We start from the raw sequence: 25,871 nt of genomic DNA, 5'->3' as shown, positions 1-25,871 counted from the left end.
GCGCTCTCCTTATTCGGTTTTTGCGGGGGCGGACCTGCCCTCGGTCTTGCCCATGAAAATCAGGTCGGCACGACTGGCCGGCACGTGGTGGTCGGTCGGCGCCGCCAGTGCGCTGGCCGGCTTGACCAGGCGCGGCGTGACGATGAATATCAGCTCGGTCTGGTCTTTCTGGAACTCGGTCGAGCGAAACAGCGCGCCGAGCACCGGGATGTCGCCCAGGCCGGGAAAGCGCGACAGGGTTTCGGTCACGTTGTTGCGGATCAGGCCCGCGATGGCGAAGCTCTGGCCGTCGTTGAGCTGCACCGTGGTGTCGACCCGGCGCGTGGTGATCGACGGCAGCACCGAGGTCACGCCGCCGCTGGTGGTGAAGGGCGAACCGGTCTGCGCCAGCTCCGACACTTCCGATACCAGCTTGAGGTTGATGCGGGCCCCGCCCAGCACCGTCGGCGAGAACTTGAGCCCGACCCCGAATTCCTTCTCTTCCAGGGTGACGGTGGAGCCGCCGCTGTCGCGCGACTGGGCCACCGGAATGAAAATCTTGCCGCCCGACAGAAAGCTGGCCGACTGGCCGCTGATGGCCATGATGTTCGGTTCTGCCAGCACCCGTACCAGGCCATCTTTTTTCTGCGCATCGACCCCGAACAGGGTGGCGCCGCGCGCTCCCGCCGACAGCTGCGCCCCGGCGGCCGAATTGCCGCCCCTGACCGCGGCGTCGGCCACGGCGCCCAGTGCCGCGCCCGACCCGCCGTGACTGTACTGGCCAACCACCGCCGGCGCGCCGCCCAGGATGCCCGAGATGACGCGCGAGCTCAGGCCGTCGGCCGAGGCAACCATGCGGGCAAAATCGACGCCGAACTTGTCGAGCAGGGTCTTGCTGACTTCGGCGATCTTCACTTCCAGCATCACTTGCTGGGGCGAGCCCACCCGCAGCAGGTTCAGCACGCGCTTGCCGCCGCCGTAGGCACCGGCCACGCGCAGCGCTTCGTCGAGCTGGCCGGCGTCGCGCACCGTGCCGGTCAGCACGATGGCGTTTTCGGCACTCTTGACGACGATGCCGGTTTCCTCGGGCATCAGTTCGCCCAGCTTGGCTTGCAGGGTGGCCGGGTCGATCTCCACCACGATGTCGCGCAGGTAGCACACCCCGCTCGCATCCTGCAAAATGAGGCTGGTGGCGCCGGCTTTTTTTCCAAGCAGGAACAGGTCGGTTGGGCTGAGCAGCAGTACCTCGATCTCGGCGATGCTGCCCACGTCCGCCGCGTCGCCCGCCGCCGTGCTTGCCGTGCTTGCCGCGCTTGCCTGTTTGGCGTCGCGCTGGCCGCTGGCCACGATGCGGGTCACCGGCGCCGTCAGCGCAATCACCGACGACTTACCGAGCATCACCTGCGCTGTCTTTGCGACGACCACCGACTTGCAATTTTTCGTGCCGCCTGCGCCCCGCGTTGCCGCTTCTGCTGCCCAGGCCGGCGTGGCAACCATGCCTGCGGTCGCGACGGTCCATGCCGCCATGCGAATGTGCTTGTTCATGATTCAGGTCTCCGTGGCTGTTCAAAAGCAGTTCACTGCCAGCACGCCGTGCTGGATCACTTCCACACAATGGCGGCGGCTGGCGGCCGGCGCGGCCGCGGTCATGGCCGGGCGTGGCTTGCGCACCGCCGCCGGGGCGGGCAGGGGCGCCGGCGCTTTCTTGCCGCCGAACAGCTCGTCCTTGGTGATGCCGGCGGTCGCCACGGTCTTCTGGTCGACCTGGTTGCGCAGCACCAGCGACAGGGTGCCGACGCTGCGTGCCAGGTCGAGCCTCTCCGAGTCTTCCAGCGACAGTTCCAGGGTGACGGCGCTGACGACCTTGGGCTTGGTATCGTCGCGGCCCGCTTCCTGCGCCACCGCCAGCACCAGTACCCGTTCGAGGACCGTCTTGCTGATCTGCTTGCCCTCTTCGTTTCCCGATTTTTCCTGCTGCGCATTGACCATCACATCGACGTAGTTGCCGGGCAGGGCAAAGCCGGCCACGCCCACCACATCGTTGACGCGCACCGTCATGGCCCGCTTGCCCTCGGCGATGACAGCCGACAGGCCGCCCTTGGTGCCCTGCGGCGCCAGCTTGCCGTCGAGCAGCGGTTCGCCGCGCAGGATGCCGACCTTGGCGATGCGGTCCTGCAGTTCGCCGGCGTTCTTGAAGGCGCCCGGCGGGGTGGCGCCGGCCGGCCAGTCGAGGTTGGTCAGCATTTCGGTGTTGATCTTGCTGCCGGGTTCGATGTCGACCGCCGCCACGACGACCTTGTTCAGGCTGACGCCGCCCTGGCGCGATACCCATCCGGCGGCGTAGACGGCCGCCGCCAGTCCGATGACGAGGGCGAATGCGATCAGCCCGAGTGCCTTGAGGTTTTTCATGGTGATCTCTTTCTGAGGTCAGACGAGGTTGAATTGCTGGGCCACCAGGTAGCTCGTGGTGCCGAGCGCGATGCTGATGCCGTAGGCCAGCTTGCCGACCGATTGCATGGCTTCCGGCTGCAGCCTCGGCGTGCCGCTGGCGACGGCGGACCACAGCATGCCGCGCATGGCGTCGCCGGTGTTGGCCAGCATCCGTCCCATCACCCGCTTGCGCAGGCCGAAGACGAGGGCGGCGATGCCGGCGGCGATCACGCAAAACAGCAGGGCGTACAGGGTCGCGTTAAAGCCGAGAAAGGCGCCGACCATGGCCATCAGCTTGACGTCGCCGGCGCCCATCGTGCCGATCGCGTACATCGGCAGCATCGCGCCGAAACCGAGCAGCATGCCGGCCGGCGCCCAGGTCCAGCCGGCGCGCCAGTCGGGTGGCACGACGGTGTTGTAGACCAGTGCGAACAGGATGCCGCCGCCGGTGATCAGGTTGGGAATGCGGAAAGTGCGGTAGTCGCACACCGCGGCCGCCGCCAGCAGGGCCAGCAGCACGCCGGTACGCGGATCGGTGACCAGCATGCCGAGCAGTTCAAAAAAGAAAGCTGTTTCGTCCATGATTACTCGCCGGTGATGTTGTCGGGTGATCCTGCAAGGCCTGGAGCTGTTTGCGTGATCGATGGAGTGAGTATATTTAGACGGGCCCGGCGGCGAATCGGCGGGATGTCCTTTTCCGGATGGGACGGCGCTCCTGATTTTCAGGGCAGCGGATGGGGCGCGTGCACCAGGCAAGGGCAGGGCGGCGTAGTACGAATGTCACGCGCCTGTCTTGGCCCAAGGGGTGCTGTTTAACGTGTAACATTGCGAACTTCGTATGGCGCGAATCGGCCGGGCGGTCAGTGGCAACGGGCGCGCCGGCGCCCATTCTTCATTGGAGGCAATGCATGGCAATCTTGCGCGGGCTGGCACTCGCCCTGGCGATCACGGCAACAGGGATGACGGCGGCAATGGCCGAGGACCTCAAGTGCGGCATGTGCGAGGAGTGGACAGCGGCTGGCCAAACGCCTCAAGAGCGAAGCGTCGCAATGACGCCGCTGGCGTGATCGCGCGCATCGTCTTCATCGCGCTTCATCTGCTGCTCGTGGTCGGCCTGACCTTTGCCTGTGCCGATGGCGCCAGCGGATCGTCGTGGCGGCGCGCGCTGCTGCTCCTTCCCGCGCTGGCCAGTCTGGCGCCGCTGCCGTTTGCGGTGCTGGCGGACGTGAAGCGCAATGCGACGATGGCGAGGACGCTGCGGCTCAGCGTCATGCTGTCGCTTCCCGTGAGCGTCATTCTTTTACTTCTGTTACTCGTCTTCAGGCGCCTCGACAATGCTGGGTGGCATTGAGCAAGCGCCTGCGTCGACGCCGGTAATTTTTTCCTTGGCGATATTCTTCAATCCCATGCGTCCGGCCATGAGGGTAGCGAGCAGTGCGCCTCAAGTGGCTCGTTGGGCTGGCACATTGGCCGCCGCATCCGCGTACTTACCATGACTGAAAGCCTCGCGCCGATCATTACGGCGAACCACATGAGGTCGATATGAAACTCTCTCAATAGCAACGAACAGAGGAGCTTGTCATGGCTAGAGTCCAGTAACACCATTTCCCACAGCGGCAACAGCGGAAACCGTTGCAGATAATTCGACGCATCGAGAACGCCAGCCTGATGCCCTCCAGGGTAACTCGGGAGGACAGGCCGCCGACTGGTTCCTGATTCGCGGCCCAACCGTGTTCGAACACAACGAGCAACGGATCGCTGCCGTTGCGCGGGCACCGGGCATTCTGGATCTGTTTGCCATCGGATACGATAACCGTGTCAGGAGTACGTACTGGACCGCCGGTTGAGGTCGCGCGGGGCGGCGCTGTCGCAAGCCGGCGCCGGCGCGCGCGAGCGGGCCTCCAGCAAGAAATCCACGAACGCGCGTACTTTCAGTGACAAGTGCCGGCCGTGAGGATACATCACGGAGAACGGGCGCGAGCAGCCTCCATGCGCGGACAATACGTCGACCAGCGACTTGTTGCGCAACTCTTCTTCGATCGTAAATCGATATGCCTGGAACAGGCCCGCGCCGCTGCGCGCCAATGTCACCCCGGCGAGTATGTCTTCGTACAGGCAATAACTGCCGGTCGCCGCCACCTCGATCAACTTTCCTTTTTCGCGAAACAGCCAGGGAATCGGGCGGCCAGTACTGGGCAACACAAAGTTAATGCAGTCGTGCCGCGCAAGGGAGGCGATTGAATCCGGCATGCCGGCCCGGGCGAGATAGCCGGGCGCGGCCACAACGACCAGCTCCGCATCTTCCAGCTTGCGGGCGACAAAGCGCGAATCGGCAGGTTCGCGCGCACGGATCGCGAGGTCATAACCTTCATCGACAAAATCGATGTTCCGGTTGCTGACATGAACATCGACCCGCACCTCCGGATACAGTGCGCGAAACTGCGGCAGCAGCGGCAGCACGCGATGATGGCCGTAGGTTGTCGGCACGCTGATCCGCAGCACGCCGGAAGGCATGCTTTGCAGGCCAGTGACCGCACGTTCGGCATTGATCAGTTGGGTGAGCGCCTGCCGGCATTGCTCGAAATAGCGGCGACCGTCTTCCGTCAAGCTCACTTGCCGCGTGGTGCGCACGAACAGCCGCGCGCCAAGCCGCGCCTCGAGCCGCGATACCGAGCGGCTCACCGCGGCGGGCGTCACGCCAACCGCCTTGGCGGCGGCGGTAAAACTGCCGTATTCGGCAGCGGCGCAGAACAGCTCGATGCTGCCTACCAATACATCCTCAAAATGGCGTCTCATTTGGCTGTTTTATTCATTACATGATGTATCAGATGAATTGCATGGATGTGGATTTATCTCTGAAAAAAACATCAATAGACTACACCATATTGCAGATCGCGCAATCAGCCGCTTTCGGCGTCACTGAAGCCAACCTCACCGGAAAACAACCATGAAACTCTATTATTCGCCCGGCGCCTGCTCGCTCGCGCCACATATCCTGCTGTGCGAAGCAAAACTGCCGCATACGCTCGTCAAGGTCGACACCAGAACGCACCTGACTGAAGAGGGGATCGACTTTTACACCATCAATCCGAAAGGCCATGTGCCGGTTCTCGAACTCGATGACGGCCAGCGACTGTCCGAGGGACCGATCATTGCGCAATTCATTGCAGACCGTGCTCGCCGCGACGATTTGATGCCCGCCGCCGGATCGATGGCGCGCTATCGGGTGATGGAGTGGCAGAACTACATCACGTCCGAGCTGCACAAGTCGTTCAGTCCGCTGTTCAATCCGGCATTGGACGCGGCGGCCAAGGCAGTCTTCGCCGCAATCCTGAGCAGGAAATTCGGCTGGGTGTCAGATCAGTTACGTGGCAAGCCTTACCTGACCGGTGACAGCTTTACCGCTGCCGACGCCTACCTCTTCACGGTCGCGGGCTGGGCCAGCCACGTCAATCTCGATTTGTCGGAGTTCGAGCATGTACAGGCATTCCTCAAACGCGTTGCATCGCGCGCGGCTGTACAGGAAGCGATGAAGGCAGAAGGTTTGCAGAATGCGAAATGAACCAAACAGTCCGCGGGCCAACATCGGGAATCTGAATCATGTGGAAAAATACTGAAGTAGCACGCCGCCTTGGCTTGGCCGCGCCGATTATCCAGGGGCCGTTCGGCGGCGGCATTTCGTCGGTCGACCTGGTCGCCGCCGTTTGCGAAAGTGGCGGCCTCGGTTCATTCGGCGTCCATCATCTTGATGCAAACGGCATCCGCGATGTCGCAAGCCGGATCCGGGCACGCACATCGGGTCCGTTCGCATTGAATCTATGGATCCCGCTGGACGACGCCGACGAGCTGCGGATTGACGATGCGGCATTCGCGCGCAATACGGCATTGTTGCAGCCGTACTTTACGGAACTCGGGCTGCCAATGCCGCAACGGCCGCAGCGGTTCGCTCCGCCTTACGCCGAGCAAATCGAGGCAGTTCTTCAAGCGCGGCCGGCGGTGTTCAGCTTTGTGTTCGGGATACCGTCGCAGAGTGTGCTCAAGCGCTGCCGCGAACTTGGCATCGTGACACTTGGCGCCGCGACCACGGTCGATGAGGCGATCGCACTGGAACAAGCCGGCGTCGACATGATCGTCGCCACCGGTTTCGAGGCGGGCGGGCACCGCGTGTCCTTTTTGCGCGGGGCGGAAGAGTCGCTATCGGGAACCTTTTCGCTCATACCGCAGGTGGCCGACGCCGTTCGCATTCCGGTGATCGCCGCGGGCGGCATCGCTGACGCGCGCGGTATCGCAGCCGCGCTGGCGCTGGGTGCGCAGGGCGTGCAGATCGGCACGGCGTTTCTCGCATGTGAGGAATCGAATGCCGAGGCCACCCATCGCAAGATGCTTTTCAGCCCGGACGCGCGCTACACGGGGTTGACGCGGGTCTTCAGCGGCAGGCTGGCGCGCGGCATCCGCAACCGGCTGATGAACGAATTGCAGCCGCACGCCGCGCAGATACCGCAATACCCGGTACAGAACTGGTTTACCGGAATAATGAAAAAGGCCGCCGGTGCCCAGGAGCGTTCCGACCTGATGTCGCTATGGTGCGGACAGTCGGCCCCACTGCTCACGCATCGCGATGCACGCTCGCTGATGGCCGCCCTGGTGGAAGAAACGTCAGTGATCATCAGGCGCATGGGTGGCGATTCTTCCTGAACGCGGAAATGTGCTTTCTTATTACTACACAAGTGTATAATAAGTCGCATGAACCGTCCTTCCCAAAAAATCGATGCCCAGCTGATCGCCTCCGGCATGGTGTTGCTGCCCCAGACCGGCTGTGCCGGCTTGTCGGTGCGCAAACTCGTCGAACATGCCGGGGTCAACCTCGGCATGTTCCACTACCACTTCAAGAACAAGGATAATTTCCTGCGCGTGCTGCTGCAGCACATGTACGAGGAAATGTTCGCCGCCCTCACGCTCAGGGCGCAAGCGTCGCGCAGCGGTGCGCAGAACCTCGATGGCGCGCTGCGCGTGCTGGCCGGCTTCGCCTGCAAGCACCGCCACCTGCTGCTGATGCTCCTGTCGGAAGCGAGCCGCGGCGAAGCGCTGCCCGTGTCGTTCCTGCGCGAGAACCTGCCGCGCCACATCACGGTGCTGGCCCAGCTGCTGCGCCAGGGCCAGGCCGATGGCGACATCATCGACGCCCCGGCCATGCAGCTGCTGCCGTTCATGCTCGGTGCGATCGCCGGCCCCGTGCTTGCCGGCGGCGTGCTCGAACGCCTGCCCTCAGCGCCGCCCGAACTGGCGGTGCTGGCGCAGCAGGCGCTGTTGTCGGAACCGGCCATCGCCCTGCGCATCGACCTGGCCATGCGCGCCATTCTCACCGCTTCCAGGAAGCCAGCGCCGCCATGAACCTGTCCCAGCTCGCGCGCATCTGCGCCGCGGCTTTGCCGCTCACCCTGTGCGTGGCCTGCGGGCCGGCGCGCGACGATGCCTTTCCCGGCTACGCCGAAGGCGACTACGTGCGCCTGTCGGCCCCCCTGGCCGGCACATTGACCGCGGTGCACCTGCGCCGCGGCGATCAGGTCAAGGCCGGCGCGCCCGCCTACGTGCTGGAACAGGCCAGCGAAACGGCGGCGCGCCAGGAAGCGCAAAGCCGGGTAGGCCGGGCCGAGGCCCTGCTGGCCGACTTGCGCAAGGGCGCGCGCAGCGATGAAGTGGCGGCCCTGGTGGCCGCGCTGCGCGAGGCCGAGGCGGCGCTGGCGCTGTCGCAGGCGAACCTGGAACGCGAACGCAAGCTGGTCGCCGACAAATTCATCTCGCGCGCCCGGCTCGACCAGTCGACGGCGGCGCTGGCGGCCGACCGCGCCCGGGTGGAACAGGCGCGCGCCCGCCTGCGCAGCGCCGGCACCAGCGCCAGGAGCGACCAGGTGGCGGCGGCGGAAAAGGAAGTCGAAGCCGCGCGCGCCCAGCTGGCGCAGGCACAATGGAAGGTCGACCAGAAAGCCCAGGCCGTGCCGGTGGGCGGCATGGTCAGCGATGTGGCCTACCGCGCCGGCGAATGGGTGCCGGCCGGCGCGGCCATCGTCACCCTGCTGCCGCCGGCGAACATCAAGGCCCGCTTCTTCATTCCCGAAACGGAGCTGGGCAAGATCCGGATAGGGCAGGGCGCCGTCATCGCCTGCGACGGCTGCGCGCAGCCGGTGAAGGCACGCATCACCTTCATTTCGCCCGAGGCGGAGTTCACCTCGCCGCTCATCTACAGCAAGGAAAACCGCGCCTCGCTGGTGTTCATGGTGGAAGCGACGCCCGAGCCGGGACAGGCGCTGCTGCATCCCGGCCAGCCGCTGACGGTGCGCACGGAGCCGCGGTCGTGATCTCGTCCGTGATCTCGCCGGCCATCGTCATCGACGTGCAGGGCCTGACCAAATCCTATGCCGGGCGGATGGTGGTCGACCATGTCGACATCCGCGTCGAGCGTGGGCGCATTTACGGCTTCCTGGGCCCGAACGGCAGCGGCAAGACCACCACCATCCGCATGCTGTGCGGCCTGCTCACCCCCGACGAAGGGCAGGGCCGCTGCCTCGGCTACGACATCCGCACCGAGGCGCGCGAGATCAAGAAGCAGGTCGGCTACATGACGCAAAAATTCGGCCTGTACGACGACTTGAGCATCGAAGAAAACCTCGACTTCGTCGCCCGCGTCTACCAGGTCGCCGGGCGCCGCCAGCGCATCGCCGACACGCTCGACCGGCTTGGCCTGGCCAGCCGCCGCGCGCAGCTGGCCGGCTCGCTCTCGGGCGGATGGAAGCAGCGGCTGGCGCTGGCGGCCTGCCTGATCCACGACCCGCAACTGCTGCTGCTCGACGAACCGACGGCCGGCGTCGACCCGTCCGCGCGGCGCGAATTCTGGGACCAGATCCACGACCTGGCCGCCGCCGGCATGACGGTGCTGGTCTCGACCCATTACATGGACGAAGCGGAGCGCTGCCACCAGCTGGCCTACATCGCCTACGGCAAGCTGCTCGCGCGCGGCAGCGTGGCCGAGGTGATCGCCGGCGCCGGCCTGCACACCTGGTCGCTCTCCGGGCCGGACCTGCAGCGCGCCGCCCACAGCCTGCGCGGCGCGCCCGGCATCCGCACCGTCGCCCCGTTCGGCATGGCCCTGCATGTGAGCGCCAACTCCGCCGACGCGTTCGCGCAGGCGCTGGCGCAGCCGGCCCTGGCCGCGCTCACGGCCACGCCGATCGAGACCAGCCTGGAAGACGTCTTCATCGCGCTGATGCAGGACGCGCAGGATAACTTCGGCGGAGCGGCGCCATGAACTGGCGGCGCATGCTGGCGGTGCTGCTCAAGGAACTGCGCCAGGTGGGGCGCGACCGGCTCACTTTCGGCATGATGGTCGGCATTCCGATCATGCAGCTGATCCTGTTCGGCTTTGCCATCAACGGCGACGTGCGGCACTTGCCGCTGGCCGTGGCCGACCTTGACCGCAGCGTGTTCTCGCGCCGCCTGGTCGCTGCGCTGGAGACGTCGCAGTACTTCCGCACCGTGCGCCACGTCAAGGGCCCGGCCGAGGGCGATGCGCTGCTGGCGCGCGGCGAGGTGCAGTTCGTGCTGGTGGTGCCGGGCGACTTTTCGCGCAAGCTGGTGCGCGGCGAGCGGCCGGCGATCCTGCTGGCGGCCGACGCCACCGATCCGGCGGCCACCGGCAATGCGCTGGCGTCGGTCAACGCGATCGCGGCGCGCGCCATCGGCTCGGAGCTGCGCGGGCCGCTGGCGCGGCTGCGTCCGGGCGAGGCGCCGTACGAAATCCGCAGCCAGCGCCGCTACAATCCGGAGGGGCTGACCCGCTATAACATCGTGCCCGGGCTGATGGGCGTGATCCTGACCATGACGATGGTGATGATGACGGCGCTGGCCATGACGCGCGAGCGCGAACGCGGCACCATGGAAAACCTGCTGGCCACGCCGGTTTCCCCGCTCGAAGTCATGATCGGGAAAATCGTGCCGTATATTTTGATCGGCTACATCCAGGTGGGCGTGATCTTGTTGGCCTCATGGCTGGTGTTCGATGTGCCGATGGTGGGCAGTTTGCTGCTGTTATCGAGCGCGCTGGTGCTGTTCATCGCCGCCAACCTGGCGATCGGCTTCACGTTTTCGACCATCGCGCGCAACCAGATGCAGGCCATGCAGCTGACCTTCTTCTTCTTCCTGCCGTCGATGCTGCTAACCGGTTTCATGTTCCCGTTCCGGGGCATGCCGGGATGGGCGCAGGCGATCGGTGAAGTGCTGCCGCTGACGCACTTCCTGCGCATCACGCGCGGCATCATGTTGAAGGGGAACGGGCTGGCCGACGTGCTGCCGCACGCATGGCCGATTGCGCTGGCGATGGGCGTGGCCGGCACGATCGCCATGCTGCGCTACCGGCAGACCCTGGATTGAAGCGGCCGCCGGTTTTATGACTTAGCCGGCGCTCGGGCGCGGCTTGCGGCGGCGCCGGATCAGCGCACCGAGGCCGATGACGCCACCGAAGGCGATGCCGGCAACCGGCAGCGGCACGAGGCTCGATTTGTTCGGCGGCGGGGTATTGGCGTCGCGCAGCGCTTCGGGAAACGGCCGTGGTCCGACCGGAACGATTTTCCAGTCGGCCTGGTCGGGCGGCGTGCGCTTCATGAATTCGCTGAACGAAAACACCGGGTTCGATCCCATCACACGGCTCGACGGCACTTGCGGAATGCGCACCAGCACCAGCGCCTCGATGTCGTTCTGCAGCTGCTTTTCATACGCCGTCAGCTTGCGCGCCTTGCCCTTGGTGGCGCCCACCAGTTGCAGCAAGTCGTTGCCGGCCGCCTCGAACGCCACCGCCGGATACAGGCGTACCTGTTCCTCGGTGAGGTAATCGTAGATCTTGCGCCCGCTGGCCAGGCTCATGTCCTTGGCCGACAGGTAAGCGTACGCGCCCAGCGCCTTGATATTGCTGGTCGGTCCGCGCTGCGGGATGTTCCAGCCCAGGCCCTTGAACACGTCCAGGCTGATACCGGCGCAGTTGGCCTTCGCATGCTGGTAGGTGAAGTCGTGGCGGTAGAAGTGGTTGAACACGCGCTGCACGCCGCCCTGGTAGGCGGCCGCCGTGCGCGCGTTGCTCAACACCGCCACCAGCATGTACGACGGACGGTAATACTGCTGGCCGCTGTTAAGGTCCATCAGGTAGTTGTCCATCGGGACGGGCGCGGCGATGATGCCTTTTTCGCTGACCGAATCGAGGTTGTAGAAGTTATTGACGATCCAGTCCGACCACTCGCCCTCGCGGCCAAGGTGGCCGGTGGCGACGGCGAAGTGGCCGCCGTAGGCTTCGTCGTCGTCGCCCTGGGCGCCGTTGAGCATCACGCCGAGGACCGGTTTTTCCTGCCACTGGCGGGCCTGGCCCGGTTTGCGTTCCCACAGCAGGCGGGTCGAGAACGGGCTCGATGCGCCGCCGCCTTCCGCGCGCACATAGGTGGCGAAGGTTTCATCCTTGCCCAGCGGCTGCGGGCGCATCGCGGCCTGGTCGATCGTGAAGTCCTTCGGCCAGACGGTGCGCGCCACGAACGACGACTTGCCGTCCGCTTCGCTGTAGGTGCCGCGCATGCGCACTTCGCGCTTGGCGAAGAAGGCGGTGGTCTTGGGATCCCAGTACGACAGATTGCTGGCGATCCTGGGCGCCAGCGCCAGGTCGGTGACGGCATCGTCGCTGGTGCGCACGTGGGCGCCGTCGGGCAGGATGTGGGCGTCATCGAGAATGTGCGGGGCGCCCAGCCACACCAGGCCCGGAAGGGCCAGCTGGTCCCTGGTGCCGTCCGGCGCCCATTCCCTGGTGCCGCGCACGATATCGCCGCCGCGCTTGAAGCTCGACACCGGCTGCGATGGCAGCGGCACCGCCAGCACTTCGTTCTTGAAATACCATAAGCCCTGCTTGACCGTAACGCAGTCCGGGCAGTTGCCATTGCTGAGCCGGAACTGCATGGCCGGCAACAGCCCGAGTCGTTCTCCGGCGAGGGCGCTTTTCAGCCCTGCCGGTTCGGTGGCCTGCGCGCCGGATGACATCAGCAGCACGCCGGCACCGACGAAAGAACGGGTTTTCAACATAAGTTGTCCTTGAGCGTTAATGAATAAAATCGCAAGCTTGCAAATCTACACTGGTTGCGTGACAACATCATGATTTCAACTGCTTTAAGGCAAGAAAAAGGTTGAGGAAGATACACTTCCGGGTCTTTTGTTGTGGCCGTGGAAATAAGTAGTCTGCTTGTATTTCATTGTCGGCAACACAAGCATGCTGCGATCGCCAGATCAATCGAGCGTCCAGACGTATTGCATTTTGATAATGTCCTGCACCGGTTTGCCGCCGCGGCGGCCCGGGAGGAAACGGCACGCCGAGAGTGCCTTGATAACGGCCTCATCCCACGGGCGGCCGCCGCCGCTTTGCTCGACGCGAGCCTTGAGGACGCGGCCATCGGGCGCGATGACGAGGGCGATCTTGAAGGTGTCCAGGCTTTCGATACGCATGCCGGTGCCGGGCCATTGCGGCGCAGGGCAGGAGCCGGCGACGACGGAAGCCCGGATGCGGGCGGGGATGGCGTCTTGCGCGGGCGCCGGCTGGGCCAGCATCAACAGGCAAGCGGTGGACAGAAAATGACGCATGAATCGGGCCGGGTTCAACACTGATGCGCTTTCGAGGGGGCCAATGTATACCAATCGCTTGCCGACAGGCAGATATATGTTGGGACAAAAACTGAGATAGACTTGGTTATTTCTTAATTACAGCGTAAACACGATGGCGATCCTGTCCGAACTGATTCTGTACCCGATCAAATCCTGCGCCGGCATCTCCGTGCGCGAAGCCACGCTGACCCGTTCCGGCCTGTCGGTCGACGCGGTGTACGACCGCGAATGGATGCTCATCGACGAGAACGGGCAGTTCCTCACGCAGCGCGAGCATCCGCGCATGGCGCTGATCACGCCGCGCCTGTTGTCCGATACGCTGGAGTTGCGCGCGCCGGGCATGCTGCGCCTTGAAATTCCGCTCGGCCTGCCCGACCCGGACCACGAAATCACGCGCGAAGTGACGGTCTGGGAAGACATCGCGCTGGCCTACGACTGCGACGACACCACCGCCACCTGGTTCTCGAAAGCGATCGGCGCCCCGTGCCGGCTGGTGCGCTTCCACGCCACCGCCACCCGTTTTTCCAGCACCAAGTGGACCGGCGGGCTGGCCGAGCCGACCCTGTTCTCGGACGGCTATCCGGTGCTGCTGGTGGGCCAGGCCTCGCTCGACGACCTGAATCAGAAAATGCAGGCGGCCGGGCGCGCGGCCCTGCCCATGAACCGCTTTCGCCCGAATATCGTCATCGACGGCATCGACGCCTTCGAGGAGGACTACGCCGACCATTTCGCGCTGGGCGCGGCACGCCTCAAGCCCGTCAAGCCCTGCTCGCGCTGCCCGATTCCGGCGGTCGACCAGGCCACCGGCGAGCCGGGTCCCGATCCGCTCGATATCCTGCGTACCTACCGCAGCAAGGCGGTCATGGACGATAAAATCTGCTTCGGTATGAATGCGATCGTAACCGACGGTGATGGCGAGCGCCTGCAAGTGGGCCAACCGGTGACAATGACGCTGGCATTCTGAGGCCGTGGCGGCACTGTTGGCGGCGATGCTAAATGCGATCCGGGTAAAATTTTTCGTTTTCAAGGCGGACCGGATCGCGTAAGGTGGCATTATTGTCGAGGTCGACAGGAAAAAGGTGGGAACCGTATGCATGATCCCGGCGCTTCGGCGCGCGATGTGGAAGCTGAAAACGAGTCCTTGCGCGCGCGCCTGGATTATCTGGTGGAGCAGGCCGAACGCAATCACGAGATCATGTGCCGGCACCAGGCGTTCGACCTCGAGATCGTCGGTTCCGACAGCTTCCAGGCGCTGATCGGCACCATCTTCAGCAGCCTGCCGGCCATTGCCGGTCTCGATATCGTGACACTGAGCCTGGTCGACCCGGACGCCGACATCCGCACCGTGATGGACAAGCTGGGTGTGGACTTCAACGATTTCCCGCACATGATTTTCGTGGACTCGGTGGCTGCGCTGGGCTTCGTGCCGTCGCGCAGCGAGGTGTTCACCGGGCCGCCCAAGCCGATGCTGGGGCCTTATCACCCGGCCGGCCACCAGCCGATGTTCCCGAACCAGCCGCCCGGCCTGCAAAGCATCGCGCTGGTGCCGCTGCTGCGCAACAAGCGCCTGATCGGCAGCCTGAACCTGGGCAGCCTGGATGCCACGCGTTTTACGCCGGCCATGGCCACCGACTTCATCGAGCACATGGCGTCGATCATCGCGATCTGCCTCGAGAACGTGATCAGCAACGAGATGCTCAAGTATATCGGGCTGACCGATTCGCTGACCGGGGTGTACAACAGGCGCTACATCGACCGCCGCCTGCTCGAAGAAATCGGCCGCGCGCGGCGCCAGGCGTACCGCATTTCGTGCCTGTACATCGACATCGACCATTTCAAGCAGGTCAACGACAGCTCCGGGCACCAGGGCGGCGATGAAGTGCTGCGCGAGGTCGCTGCCCGCATCAAGGCCGAGCTGCGGCTGTCGGACGCGCTGGGGCGCTTCGGCGGCGAGGAATTCGTGGTGCTGCTGATCGATGCGAATCTCGACAGCGCGACCCAGGTGGCGCAGCGGATTTTGCAGAGCATCGCCGGGACGCCGTTCACGCTGTCGGGCGGGGAACGGCTGGCGGTGTCGGTGTCGATCGGGGTGGCCACGCTGGACGATTTCGAGCGCGATCACGCGATCGAAGGCGTGGCGCAGGCGCTGGTGGCGCATGCGGATACGGCGCTGTACAAGGCGAAAGAGGGCGGGCGCAACCGGGTGGTGTCGTTCGTTTAGCCGCCCGCGGCGTTTTTGCTAGTCTCCGCCTGCGCCGGAACGACGCTAACGGGCTAATGCAGCAAGCGCTCCTCCGCCCGGTTCACCGCATCGGCCGACCCGCGCAGCACCACCACATCACCGACTTCCAGCTGCGTCAGCGGCGTTACATCGAGCCGTTCTTTCCCGCGCCGCACCGTGGTCACGTCGGCCCCCAGTTCGGCCAGTTCCAGCTGGTCGATGCGCTTGCCGACCGAGGCGGCATCCTCGCGCAGGGTCACCGAATGCAGCCGCACGAACAGATGTTCCGGGTCGTCGCTGACGTCGCCGCTGCCATGAAAATACCCGCGCAGCGAGGCGTAGCGCTCGTCGCGCGCACTCTGTACCCGGTGCACCACGCGCCGCAGCGGCACGCCCATCATCACCAGCGCGTGCGAGGCGAGCATCAGGCTGCCCTCCAGCGCTTCCGGCACCACTTCCGCCGCGCCGGCCTTTTTCAGCACATCGAGATCGGTATCGTCATAGCTGCGCACGATCACCGGCAAGGTCGGCGCCAGCTCGTGCACCAGGTGCAGCACCTTGATCGCCGAGGGCGTGCTGGCATACGTGATCACCAGCGCGCTGGCGCGGTAAATACCGGCCGCCACCAGGCTTTCGCGGCGCGCCGCGTCGCCGTACGACACATGCGCGCCGGCCGCCTGCGCTTCCGCCACCCGTTCCGGGTCCAGGTCGAGCGCCTGGTAGGCCACTTTTTCTTCGGTCAGCAAGGTCGCCAGGGTCTGGCCGCTGCGCCCGAAGCCGGCGATGATGACGTGCTTCTGGGTCGACATGGTGCGGCTGGCGATCTGGGTGAGCTGGAGCGACTGCATCATCCATTCGTTGGACGAGACCTTCATCACGATCTGGTCCGACTTGGCGATGATGAAGGGCGCCACCAGCATCGACAGCACCATCGAGGCGAGCACCAGCTGGATGATGAAGTCGTCGATCAGGCGCGCGCCGGAGGTCAGGTTGAGCAGAACGAAGCCGAATTCGCCCGCCTGCGCCAGCGCCAGGCCGGTGCGTATCGATACGCCGTCGGATGCGCCGAACAGCTTGGCCAGCACCGCGATCAGCGCGAACTTGAGCGCCACCGGCAGCACCAGCAAGAGCAGTACCAGCCACCAGTTTTCCAGCACCAGGCCGACATTGAGCAGCATGCCGACGGTGATGAAGAACAGCCCGAGCAGCACATCGCGAAATGGCTTGATGTCTTCTTCCACCTGGTGCTTGTACTGGGTCTCGGAGATCAGCATGCCGGCCACGAAGGCGCCCAGGGCCAGCGACAGGCCGGCGTGCTCGGTGATCCAGGCCGCGCCCAGGGTGATGAGCAGCAGGTTGAGCATGAACAGCTCCTGCGAGCGGCGCTTGACGACGATGGCAAACCACTTGCGCATGATCTTCTGGCCGATGAACAGCAGCAGCACCAGCACGATCACCGCTTTCAGGCCGGCCCAGGCCAGCGTTTCGGCCAGTTCCTCGGGCGGCTTGCCGAGCGAAGGAATGAGAATGAGCAGCGGCACCACGGCCAGATCCTGGAACAGCAGGATGCCGATGATCTTGCGGCCATGCTGGCTTTCGAGTTCGAGCCGCTCGGTCAGCATCTTGACCACGATGGCGGTCGACGACATGGCAAGCGCGCCGCCCAGCGCAAACGCGGCCTGCCAGGTGATTTTCAGCGACGCAGGCAACTGGGTCGAGAGCAGCCACCCGAACAGCATGGTGGCCACGATGGTCAGCACCACCTGGGCCATCCCGAGGCCGAACACGATGCGCCGCATCGCCATCAGCTGCGACAGGGAAAACTCCAGCCCGATCGAAAACATCAGGAACACCACCCCGAATTCGGCCAGCGTTTCGGTGGTCTTGCTGTTTTCGGCCAGGCCCAGCGCGTGCGGGCCGATCAGGATGCCGACAGCCAGGTAGCCTAGCATCGGCGGCAAGTGCATCATGCGGAACGCGACCACGCCCAGTACGGCGCTGCCTAACAGAAGGAGGGTAAGTTCTAGTCCTGAAAACATGCAGTGCCGTGTAAAGGAATGGTAAAGGCCGGGCGAAAACACGGGGTGACGACGATTTCTGCGTCTGGCAAGTTTTTTGCTTTCGCAATTCGTTTATACTTCTGCCATGAGTGTAACCCATGAAAAAACAATGCTGAAAGCTTTTGACAAAAACCTCACGCAACGCGCCATGCAACTGGCCCGCGAGACGCTCGAAATCGAAGCGGACGCCATCCGCGCCCTGCACGCACGCCTGGAGACCGACGACAGCGTCGGCCAGGCCGTCGGCCTGCTGATGGAATGCGGCGGGAGGGTGGTTGTCTCCGGCATGGGCAAGTCGGGCCATATCGCGCGCAAGATCGCCGCCACCCTGGCGTCGACCGGCACCCCGGCCATGTTCGTCCACCCGGGCGAAGCGGCCCATGGCGACCTTGGCATGGTCACCGCGCAGGATGCCTTCATCGCCATTTCTAACTCCGGCGAGACGGCCGAACTGATGTCGATCCTGCCGATCATCAAGCGCATGGGCGCGCCGCTGATCGCCATGACCGGCAATCCGCAATCGAGCCTGGCGCTGCTGGCCGATGTGCACCTGGACGTCTCCGTGGCCAAGGAAGCCTGTCCGCTCAACCTGGCGCCGACCGCCAGCACCACCGTCACCCTGGCGCTGGGCGACGCGCTGGCCGTGGCCCTGCTCGACGCGCACGGCTTCAAGGAAGAAGACTTCGCCCGCTCGCATCCGGGCGGCGCGCTGGGCCGGCGCCTGCTGACCCACGTGCGCGACGTCATGCGCAGCGGCGACGCGGTGCCGAAGGTGAGCGCCGACGTGTCGCTGTCGGTGGCCCTGCTCGAAATCACCCAGAAGGGCATGGGCATGACCGCCATCGTCGACGAAGCCCAGCGCCCGATCGGCGTATTTACCGACGGCGACCTGCGCCGGCTCATCGAGCGTGTGCAGGACTTCACCAGGATCACGATCCGCGACGTGATGCACGCCGATCCGCGCCGCGTCGGTCCCGACCAGCTGGCGGTGGATGCCGTCGCCATCATGGAAGAATTCCGCATCAACCAGATGCTGGTGGTCGACACCGACGGCAAGCTGGTGGGCGCCCTGCATATCCACGACCTGACCCGCGCGAAGGTAATCTGATGAACCAGCCCGAAGTCAACTCTACCTACCAGCTCGACCACCTGCGCCGCGCCGCCGCCGTCAAGGTCATGATTTTCGACGTCGACGGCGTGCTGACCGACGGCAGCCTGACCTACGGCCCCGATGGCGAAGCGACCAAGACCTTCAATGTGCTCGACGGCCTGGGCATCCAGCTGCTGCAAAAAAGCGGCGTGGCCACCGCCATCATCAGCGCGCGCCAGTCGCCGATCGTGGTGCGGCGCGCGGCCGACCTGGGCATCATGCATGTCCACCAGGGCATCCACGACAAGCGCATCGCCTTTGCCAAACTGCTGGAAGCGACGGGCGTGACGGCCGCGCAGTGCGGCTACATCGGCGACGACGTGATCGACCTGCCGCTGCTGCTGCAGGTCGGCTTTGCCGTCACCGTGCCGACCGGGCACCCGGAAGTGCAGTACCGCGCCCATTACGTCACCAAGGCCGGCGGCGGGCGCGGCGCCGTGCGCGAAGTGTGCGACATGGTCATGCGCGCGCAGGGCACCTACGAGACGGCCCTGGCGCCGTACTTCGCCTGATGCAAACGACAAGGAACGACCATGCATAAGCGCACCGCACACCGCTGGCGCCTGACCGCGACCATGGTGGTCGGGACCTTCTTCGCCTTCGGCACCTTCTGGCTGGTCCAGCTGGCGCAGAACAGCGACACCTCGGTCGATCCGAACAGTTTCAAGAATGAACCCGACTACATCGTCGAACAATTCAGCTTCGTGCGCATGACGCCCGAGGGCAAGCCGCGCTACCTGGTTTCCGGCGCCAAGCTCACGCACCGCCCGATCGACGATTCCTCAGACGTCGAGCTGCCGGTGCTGCAGGGCGTCGCGCCCGGCCAGCCGGTCACCACCATCACCTCGCAGCGCGCGCGCATCCGCCACGCCCAGAACCAGGCGGACCTGATCGGCAATGTCAACGTGGTGCGGCCCGAATCGCCCACCAACCGCGCCATGCAGCTCAAGACCGAAGCGCTGACTGTATTTATCGACGAAGACCGCATGACGTCCGACCAGCCGGTCCAGGTCACGCTGGGCACCGCCACCATCACCGGGACCGGCATGGAGGCGAACAACGCGACGCGCGAGCTCAAATTCGCCAGCCGCGGGCAGATCGTGTATCCACCGAAAGCGGCGCGCGCAGCGCCACCCATCACAGGTAAACCACAATGAAAAAATTCTTAGCCTTTGCCCTGTTAGGCCTGGCGGCGGCAACCGCGTCCGCCGAAAAGGCCGATGCCGCCAAAAAGGCGGTGATCGATTACGGGTCACTTGAAACCAACGAAGTAACCCAGGTGACGATATTCACGGGGGACGTGGTCGTCACCAAGGGCACCCTGGTCCTCAAGTCCGACCGCGCCGTCGTCAAGCACTCGCCGGAAGGCGACATGTTTGTGACGCTGACCGCCAGCCCCGGCAAGGTTGCCACATTCCGTCAGAAACGCGACGGTGGCCCCGACCTGTGGGTCGAAGGGCAGGCCCAGCGCATCGAATACGATGAACGCAACGACATGATGAAGCTTTTCTCGGGCGCCAAGATCCGCCAGCTGGAAGGCCAGAAGCCGACCAACGAAATCGAGAGCGAATTCATTTCCTACGACAGCCGCAAGGAAGTTTTCCTGGCGCGTAACGACGCCAGCGGCACCAACAAGCCGGGCCAGGGCCGCGGCACCATGATCATCGCGCCGCGCAAGCCGCGCGCCGCACCGGGCACGCCGCCGGGAGCACCCGCACCGGCACCAGTGCCGGCGCCGGCCACCACGCCTGCCGCGGGAACCCAATGATGGAACCGAAGAATTGCGGAAGCACGCTCATCGTGCGCGGGCTGCAGAAAAGCTACGGCAAGCGCCTGGTCGTGCGCGACGTGTCGCTGCAGGTCGATTGCGGCGAGGTGGTCGGCCTGCTCGGCCCCAACGGCGCCGGCAAGACCACCTCGTTCTACATGATCGTCGGCCTGGTGCCGTCGGACGCGGGCACGATCGATATCAGCGGAGTCGATATTTCGAGCCTGCCGATCCACCGCCGCGCCGCGCTCGGCCTGTCGTACCTGCCGCAGGAAGCGTCGGTGTTCCGCAAGCTGACGGTGGAAGAAAACATCCGCGCCGTGCTGGAACTGCAAAAGGTGGACGGCAAGTCGCTGACCAAAGCCCAGATCAACGAACGCCTGGACACCCTGCTGGCCGACCTGCAAATTGAAAAACTGCGCGAGAACCAGGCCATGTCGCTGTCGGGCGGCGAGCGGCGCCGGGTCGAGATCGCGCGCGCGCTGGCGACCAACCCGCGTTTCGTGCTGCTCGACGAACCGTTCGCCGGGGTCGATCCGATTGCCGTCATCGAGATCCAGCGCATCGTGCGCTTCCTCAAGCAGCGCGGCATCGGGGTCCTGATCACCGACCACAACGTGCGCGAAACGCTCGGCATTTGCGATCGCGCCTACATCATCAACCAGGGTGCGGTGCTCGCCTCCGGTCGACCCGACGACATCATCGCCGATGAATCCGTGCGCCGGGTCTACCTGGGCGAACACTTCCGGATGTAGGCATGAAACAGTCCCTTCAACTACGCACCTCACAGCACCTCGCCCTCACGCCCCAGCTGCAGCAGTCGATCCGGCTGCTGCAGTTGTCGACCCTGGAACTGCACCAGGAACTGGAACAGCTGTTAAGCGACAACCCGCTGCTCGAACGGCTCGACGATCCGCTCGATCATTCGGTGCGCCTGCTGGGCGATGGCGCCATCAGCAGCACCTCGACGCCGACCGAAGCGGCGCCCGAGCCGGGTGCGCAGGATGCGCCGGCGCCGGCCGAAGGCGAGGGCTTCGAAGGCGGCGAGGCGGACAGCCCGGCCAGCAGCGACAACGATGGCGAATGGGGCGACCTCGGTCGCGCCAAGACATCCGACGATGAGGATTCGCGCCCGCAGCTGGAAGCCTCGGCCACCACCTTGCGCGAGCACCTGATGGAGCAGATGCGCGTGACCGTGCTGGAGGCGCGCGACCGCGCGCTGGTCGAACTGATCGTCGACGCCATCGACGACAACGGCTACCTGACCGAAACGCTGGAAGAAATCCACGAGCGCATGCCACCCGAGCTGGATATCGAAATTGAAGAACTGCGCACGGCGCTGGCGCTGCTGCAAAGTTTCGATCCGGTTGGCGTGGGCGCGCGCAACGCGTCCGAGTGCCTGGCGCTGCAGATCCGGCGCATGCCTTGTGTGGCGCTGGTGACGCGGCGCATGGCGCTGACCATCGTCGAGAACCACCTGACCTGGTTCGCGCAGCGTGAATTCAACAAGCTGAAAAAGGCGCTCGACTGCGACGATGAAGACTTGCGCGAGGCGCAGACCGTGATCCGCCAGTGCAATCCGCATCCGGGCGCGGAGTTCGCGTCGGACGTATCGGACTACGTGGTGCCGGACGTGATCGTGCGCAAGGCGAAAAACGGCTGGTCGGTGATGCTCAATAACGATGTCATGCCGCGCCTGCGCGTGAACAGCATGTACGCCGCGCTGCTCAAGCAGGGCAAGGGCGAAGGGCAGATGGGCGCGCAGCTGCAGGAAGCGAAGTGGCTGATCAAGAACATGCGCCAGCGTTTCGATACCATCTTGCGGGTGGCCGAAGCGATCGTCGAACGCCAGCGCAATTTCTTCTCGCACGGTGCGGTGGCGATGCGCCCGCTCGTGCTGCGTGAAATCGCCGACACGCTCGGCCTGCACGAAAGTACGATCTCGCGCGTGACCACGCAAAAGTACATGATGACGCCGCACGGCATGTTCGAGCTCAAATATTTTTTCGGCAGCCACGTGGCCACCGAAGCGGGCGGCGAAGCGTCATCGACGGCGATCCGCGCGCTGATCGTGCAGCTCACCAGCGCCGAAGATCCCAAGAGCCCTCTGTCGGACAGCAAGATCGCCGACATGCTGGGCGAGCAGGGCATGGTGATCGCGCGCCGCACGGTCGCCAAGTACCGCGAAGCGCTCAAGATTCCGCCGGTCGCCCTGCGCAAGTGCCTCTAGCCTGCTCAGAGCTGCGCGGCGCCTAGAAAAATTCCGGGTGCTCGCGCAGCAGCAGCTGCTCGTACTGGTTCACCGCCTTGAACGTTCCCAGGCCGGGTGCCATGCGCCGGCCCGCATCCCAGCTGCGCCAGGCGCGCGCCATGTCGTAGCTCAGGAACAGCGCATCACCCATATCCTTGTAGGCCCCGGCCAGCGCTGGATTGGCGCGCAACACGCTGGCGTACAGCGGTAGCGCGCCGCGCACGTCGCCCAGCTTGGCGCGCCAATTTGCTTCAAACAGCGCCAGCATGTGCTGCTTGTGTGTGGTGAGCTTGCGCAGTTCCTGCAGCTTGGCGAGCGCCGCCTCCATCTCCGCCTTCCCCTTGGGCCGTATCGCCGCCGCGAACGCGCGCACTTGCGGGTCGGCGTTGAGCAGCACCTTCTGCTCCGGAGTCGGCATTTTCATCTGTTCGCCGCTGACAAAGGCCAATTCGGACATGCCGAGCATGGCGTCGAATGCACGCTTGTCGGCGAACGCTTGCGCGATCTCGGTCTCGAAGGCTTGCCTGGTTGCCGCCGTTGGCGGGGCCGCATTCGCCTGCGCCTTGTCGAGCAGCTGATCGAGTTCGTCGGCCGCTGCCGTGCGTGGCTTGTACGGCTTGAGGTCGTAGCTGGCGGGGGCGCTTTGCCTGAGCGCGCTGACCGTGTAAGTGCGCGTCTGGCTGTGGCCGACCTGCTTGTGGTGCATCACAAAGCCGGCCGGCACGCGCTTCTCGCTGGCCAGGCGCGCCAGCACCAGCGGATGGCCGCCGAAACGGTAGCGCATCATGCGCTCGAACTTGGCCGCGTCGCCGGCGCCGATGCTGGTGCCGCCGGCCGGGATGCGCGCCAGCGGATGGCCGTCGACCGCCAGCACGGTGGCGCCGGCTTCGGTCGAGTCGGACAGCTTGCGCGCCGCCGACGCGACCGACAGCTCATGTTCGTCGAAGACCGGGTCGAACGCCGGCACGTCGACCTTGGCCACGCTCAGCGCCCGGTTCAGCACCGACCGGTTCTTCAGTTCCTGGACGCGAAAGCCCGCTTCGTCGAACAGCGAGTAATCGACATAGCGCCGAGTGGCCAGGTCGATCTGGTAGCGGCGCCGGGACGCCAGGTCGTAGATCGTCGATTCGCTCGCGCTGCTCACCGACAGATAGTGTTCGCCCAGGACCACCTTGTACTGCTCGATCTTGTCCGGCGGCGGGTTGTTGCCGTGCGACGCCACCGCGTATTTGGTGGCTACGCTCAGGTCGAAACTGAGGGCGGCAAAGGCCGGCGCGGCGTTGCACAGGGCGCCGGCCAGGGCCAGGCGCAGCAGGGAGGTAAAGGCGGATCGCTTGAACATATCGGTCGTCGGGAAGGGGCGGGGAAGCGATTGTAGGTGAAGACCGTTGTCTTATATATATCAGTCTACACACCTGCTACTTTCCGATCCTGCCGGTATTACGAGGATATACCGCAGAGAATATACCGGCTATTTCCCCTTGATTCCTGGCGTCTTTGTGCTTACCTTGTGCTATGCCAAATAACTGATACACTTGGTTCTACACGAGAGAAAGTTGCTCGGGTACAAAAATGAAGGAGTTGAATACCATTAAACCCATTAATCGATTGGCAATTTTGCGGACGTACAGGATCACCTCGTCCGTGCTGTAATAACGCTGTTCCTCTGCGCTGCCATGCGTACGAACGATAGTAACAAGAAGTGCCATTATCATTAGGAGTGTGTGTATGAATCTCACAATCAGTGGACATCATCTTGAAGTAACGCCAGCCATCCGTGAATACGTACAGAGCAAGCTTGAGCGCGTAAGGCGCCATTTCGATCAAGTGATCGATATTGCTGTCATCCTCACCGTCGACAATCTGACGGAAAAAGAAAAGCGTCAAAAGGCCGAGATCAATCTGCGCCTGTCGGGCAAAACCGTGTATGTGGAAAGCCTGTCGCACGATCTTTACGCCGCCATCGATACCCTGATCGACAAACTGGATCGTCAGGTCATGAAGTACAAGAGCAAGGTCCAGGACCATAATCACCAGGCCATCAAGCACATGCCTGAAGAGATGCCTGAAGAAGAGACGCCGTCGGCCGCATAAGCAGGCCCCGTCCCTTTCGCCAAAGGGCGCCCGCGTGGCGCCCTTTTTGCATCCATGCGCGATAAAATAGCGCTCTTTTCCTCTTCTACCAGCCAGCCATGAGCGAATTCGTCCAGACCCGCGTTGCCAACCGTACCGGCATGATTATCCTCGACCGCCCCAAGGCCCTCAATTCGCTGTCGCTGGCGATGGTGCGCGACCTGACCGAGGAATTGAGCGCATGGCGTAGCGATCCCGCCATCGATGCCGTGGTCATTGGCAGCAGCAGCGAGAAAGCGCTGTGCGCGGGCGGCGATATCCGTTTTTTCCACGATTGCGGGCATGCCACGCCCATGGGCGGCAGCGCGCTTCTGGAAGATTTTTTCACCGAAGAATACGCGCTCAATCACCTGATTCATTTTTACCCCAAGCCGTATATCGCGCTGATGGATGGCGTGGTGATGGGCGGCGGCATGGGCATTGCCCAGGGCGGTCCCGAATGCCGCATCCGCATCGTCACCGAAAAAACCAGGATGGCCATGCCCGAGGTGAATATCGGCCTGTTTCCGGATGTGGGCGGCAGTTATTTTCTGTCGCGCGCGCCGGGGCAGCTGGGGCATTACCTGGGCTTGACCGGCCTGACCATCGGCGCGGCCGATGCCCTGTATGTCGGGCTGGCCGATCTGTTCGTGCCGCAGGCGCACATGGGCGCGCTCAGCGAACTGATCGAGGCCACACCGGGCGCGCAGCTGCGCGCGGCCATCGAGGCGTTTGCGGCGCCCTTTTCCGCTGATGCGGGCGCCTCGATCCTGGCCGCGCAGCGCGATGGCATCGACCGCCATTTCGGCGTCGCTTCGGTGGCGGCCATCATGGCCTCGCTCGAAGGCGACGACGGCGAGTTCGCGCAAAAGGCGCTGGCCGCGATGCGCCAGCGCTCCCCGCTGATGATGTGCGTGACGCGCGAACTGCTGCTGCGCGGCGCGTCGCTGGGCGTGGCCGATTGCCTGCGCATGGAACGCACCGTGGTGCGCCACAATTTCGAGCACGGCGAAGTGCTCGAAGGCGTGCGCGCGCTCGTCATCGACAAGGACAATGCGCCCAAGTGGAATCCGGCCAGCCTCGATCAGGTCGACGCGCAGATGGTCGAGCGCTTCTTCGCGCCGGTGTGGCCGGCCACGGCGCATCCGCTGCGCCATCTGGATTGATGTAAGGCGCGCCGCCGGGTTGGTGCTTGACCTTGTGTGACAAATGTCGCATAC

The 25,871-nt window shown here is 64.5% G+C and carries 26 protein-coding genes; 18 read left to right on the top strand and 8 right to left on the bottom strand.

Translation table 11 applies throughout. The annotated features are described in order from the left end of the window. Nucleotides 1–9 precede the first annotated feature (9 nt). The 3 genes from RBA41_RS15035 to RBA41_RS15025 are packed head-to-tail and all read right to left on the bottom strand — an operon-like array spanning nt 10 to nt 2,991. Nucleotides 10–1,524: a type II and III secretion system protein family protein gene (locus RBA41_RS15035; protein ID WP_306624861.1), complete on the bottom strand. Its 1,515-nt coding sequence runs from the start codon at nt 1,522–1,524 to the stop codon at nt 10–12. 21 nt (nt 1,525–1,545) lie between these two features. Next, nucleotides 1,546–2,388 carry a Flp pilus assembly protein CpaB gene (cpaB, locus tag RBA41_RS15030; protein ID WP_306624860.1) on the bottom strand — a complete coding sequence of 281 codons (843 nt, stop codon included), beginning with the start codon at nt 2,386–2,388 and terminating at the stop codon, nt 1,546–1,548. Nucleotides 2,389–2,406: 18 nt separating this feature from the next. After that, entirely contained in the window at nt 2,407–2,991 is a 585-nt protein-coding gene (locus RBA41_RS15025) for an A24 family peptidase (RefSeq protein ID WP_306624859.1), read from the bottom strand. Between the two features lie 326 nt (nt 2,992–3,317). Between RBA41_RS15025 and RBA41_RS15020 the strand changes: the two genes are divergently transcribed. Together RBA41_RS15020 and RBA41_RS15015 are read left to right on the top strand one after the other, a co-directional pair. Continuing rightward, nucleotides 3,318–3,476: a hypothetical protein gene (locus RBA41_RS15020; protein WP_306624858.1), complete on the top strand. Its 159-nt coding sequence runs from the start codon at nt 3,318–3,320 to the stop codon at nt 3,474–3,476. After that, nucleotides 3,473–3,760, top strand: coding sequence for a hypothetical protein (locus tag RBA41_RS15015; protein ID WP_306624857.1), 288 nt, complete (start codon nt 3,473–3,475; stop codon nt 3,758–3,760). The genes RBA41_RS15020 and RBA41_RS15015 overlap by 4 nt, the downstream gene beginning before the upstream one ends. A gap of 467 nt (nt 3,761–4,227) precedes the next feature. Here RBA41_RS15015 and RBA41_RS15010 read toward each other — a convergent pair whose 3' ends face one another. Further along, nucleotides 4,228–5,205, bottom strand: coding sequence for a LysR family transcriptional regulator (locus RBA41_RS15010; protein ID WP_306624856.1), 978 nt, complete (start codon nt 5,203–5,205; stop codon nt 4,228–4,230). Between the two features lie 151 nt (nt 5,206–5,356). On the opposite strand from RBA41_RS15010, the gene gstA reads away from it, so the two are divergent. From gstA to RBA41_RS14980, 6 genes are read left to right on the top strand one after another with little or no spacing between them, the layout of a single operon-like run. After that, nucleotides 5,357–5,971 (top strand): glutathione transferase GstA, encoded by a 615-nt coding sequence (gene gstA / locus RBA41_RS15005; protein ID WP_306624855.1) that lies wholly within the window; start codon nt 5,357–5,359, stop codon nt 5,969–5,971. 38 nt (nt 5,972–6,009) lie between these two features. Then, a complete protein-coding gene (locus tag RBA41_RS15000) occupies nt 6,010–7,104 on the top strand; it encodes an NAD(P)H-dependent flavin oxidoreductase (RefSeq protein WP_306624854.1) in 1,095 nt (364 codons plus the stop codon). A gap of 48 nt (nt 7,105–7,152) precedes the next feature. Further along, entirely contained in the window at nt 7,153–7,800 is a 648-nt protein-coding gene (locus RBA41_RS14995) for a TetR/AcrR family transcriptional regulator (protein WP_306624853.1), read from the top strand. Beyond that, nucleotides 7,797–8,765 carry an HlyD family secretion protein gene (locus tag RBA41_RS14990; protein WP_306624852.1) on the top strand — a complete coding sequence of 323 codons (969 nt, stop codon included), beginning with the start codon at nt 7,797–7,799 and terminating at the stop codon, nt 8,763–8,765. Before RBA41_RS14995 ends, RBA41_RS14990 begins: the two co-directional genes overlap by 4 nt. Before the next feature lie 11 nt (nt 8,766–8,776). After that, nucleotides 8,777–9,712, top strand: coding sequence for an ABC transporter ATP-binding protein (locus RBA41_RS14985; RefSeq protein WP_374709555.1), 936 nt, complete (start codon nt 8,777–8,779; stop codon nt 9,710–9,712). Further along, the gene (locus tag RBA41_RS14980) at nt 9,709–10,833 is read left to right on the top strand and encodes an ABC transporter permease (protein WP_306624851.1); all 1,125 of its coding nucleotides are present in this window, start codon (nt 9,709–9,711) and stop codon (nt 10,831–10,833) included. Before RBA41_RS14985 ends, RBA41_RS14980 begins: the two co-directional genes overlap by 4 nt. Nucleotides 10,834–10,854: 21 nt before the next feature. On the opposite strand, the gene RBA41_RS14975 is transcribed toward RBA41_RS14980, so the two are convergent. Together RBA41_RS14975 and RBA41_RS14970 are read right to left on the bottom strand one after the other, a co-directional pair. Continuing rightward, nucleotides 10,855–12,516, bottom strand: a complete 1,662-nt coding sequence (locus RBA41_RS14975) for a hypothetical protein (protein ID WP_306624850.1) — start codon at nt 12,514–12,516, stop codon at nt 10,855–10,857. 201 nt (nt 12,517–12,717) lie between these two features. Next, complete coding sequence (locus tag RBA41_RS14970) at nt 12,718–13,068, bottom strand: energy transducer TonB (protein WP_306624849.1); 351 nt, start codon at nt 13,066–13,068, stop codon at nt 12,718–12,720. A 133-nt stretch (nt 13,069–13,201) separates the two neighbouring features. Between RBA41_RS14970 and RBA41_RS14965 the strand changes: the two genes are divergently transcribed. Beyond that, nucleotides 13,202–14,053, top strand: coding sequence for an MOSC domain-containing protein (locus RBA41_RS14965; protein WP_306624848.1), 852 nt, complete (start codon nt 13,202–13,204; stop codon nt 14,051–14,053). A 126-nt stretch (nt 14,054–14,179) separates the two neighbouring features. Continuing rightward, nucleotides 14,180–15,310: a DUF484 family protein gene (locus tag RBA41_RS14960; RefSeq protein ID WP_306624846.1), complete on the top strand. Its 1,131-nt coding sequence runs from the start codon at nt 14,180–14,182 to the stop codon at nt 15,308–15,310. A gap of 53 nt (nt 15,311–15,363) precedes the next feature. Here the strand turns inward: RBA41_RS14960 and RBA41_RS14955 are convergent, their stop codons facing one another. After that, nucleotides 15,364–17,349, bottom strand: a complete 1,986-nt coding sequence (locus tag RBA41_RS14955; RefSeq protein ID WP_306624845.1) for a monovalent cation:proton antiporter family protein — start codon at nt 17,347–17,349, stop codon at nt 15,364–15,366. 130 nt (nt 17,350–17,479) lie between these two features. On the opposite strand from RBA41_RS14955, the gene RBA41_RS14950 reads away from it, so the two are divergent. Genes RBA41_RS14950 through RBA41_RS14925 form a run of 6 tightly spaced genes read left to right on the top strand, consistent with a single transcriptional unit; the run spans nt 17,480 to nt 22,518 of the window. Next, a complete protein-coding gene (locus tag RBA41_RS14950) occupies nt 17,480–18,478 on the top strand; it encodes a KpsF/GutQ family sugar-phosphate isomerase (RefSeq protein WP_306624844.1) in 999 nt (332 codons plus the stop codon). After that, complete coding sequence (locus tag RBA41_RS14945; protein WP_306624842.1) at nt 18,478–19,032, top strand: KdsC family phosphatase; 555 nt, start codon at nt 18,478–18,480, stop codon at nt 19,030–19,032. Before RBA41_RS14950 ends, RBA41_RS14945 begins: the two co-directional genes overlap by 1 nt. A 21-nt stretch (nt 19,033–19,053) precedes the next feature. After that, the gene (lptC, locus tag RBA41_RS14940) at nt 19,054–19,677 is read left to right on the top strand and encodes an LPS export ABC transporter periplasmic protein LptC (RefSeq protein ID WP_306624840.1); all 624 of its coding nucleotides are present in this window, start codon (nt 19,054–19,056) and stop codon (nt 19,675–19,677) included. Further along, nucleotides 19,674–20,288, top strand: a complete 615-nt coding sequence (gene lptA, locus RBA41_RS14935) for a lipopolysaccharide transport periplasmic protein LptA (RefSeq protein ID WP_306624838.1) — start codon at nt 19,674–19,676, stop codon at nt 20,286–20,288. Before lptC ends, lptA begins: the two co-directional genes overlap by 4 nt. Further along, nucleotides 20,288–21,043 carry an LPS export ABC transporter ATP-binding protein gene (gene lptB, locus RBA41_RS14930; protein ID WP_099873910.1) on the top strand — a complete coding sequence of 252 codons (756 nt, stop codon included), beginning with the start codon at nt 20,288–20,290 and terminating at the stop codon, nt 21,041–21,043. Before lptA ends, lptB begins: the two co-directional genes overlap by 1 nt. A 2-nt stretch (nt 21,044–21,045) precedes the next feature. Beyond that, a complete protein-coding gene (locus RBA41_RS14925) occupies nt 21,046–22,518 on the top strand; it encodes an RNA polymerase factor sigma-54 (RefSeq protein WP_306624837.1) in 1,473 nt (490 codons plus the stop codon). 22 nt (nt 22,519–22,540) lie between these two features. Here RBA41_RS14925 and RBA41_RS14920 read toward each other — a convergent pair whose 3' ends face one another. After that, nucleotides 22,541–23,881: a hypothetical protein gene (locus tag RBA41_RS14920; RefSeq protein WP_306624836.1), complete on the bottom strand. Its 1,341-nt coding sequence runs from the start codon at nt 23,879–23,881 to the stop codon at nt 22,541–22,543. 386 nt (nt 23,882–24,267) lie between these two features. On the opposite strand from RBA41_RS14920, the gene hpf reads away from it, so the two are divergent. Beyond that, nucleotides 24,268–24,633, top strand: coding sequence for a ribosome hibernation-promoting factor, HPF/YfiA family (gene hpf, locus RBA41_RS14915; RefSeq protein ID WP_099873913.1), 366 nt, complete (start codon nt 24,268–24,270; stop codon nt 24,631–24,633). A 98-nt stretch (nt 24,634–24,731) separates the two neighbouring features. After that, nucleotides 24,732–25,817 carry an enoyl-CoA hydratase/isomerase family protein gene (locus RBA41_RS14910; RefSeq protein WP_306624835.1) on the top strand — a complete coding sequence of 362 codons (1,086 nt, stop codon included), beginning with the start codon at nt 24,732–24,734 and terminating at the stop codon, nt 25,815–25,817. Nucleotides 25,818–25,871 lie beyond the last annotated feature (54 nt).

This window comes from Massilia scottii (assembly GCF_030846495.1).
Lineage (GTDB): Bacteria > Pseudomonadota > Gammaproteobacteria > Burkholderiales > Burkholderiaceae_D > Telluria_A > Telluria_A violaceinigra.
Note: the sequence above shows the minus strand (reverse complement) of the source record. Positions and strands in the feature narration are given on the sequence as shown.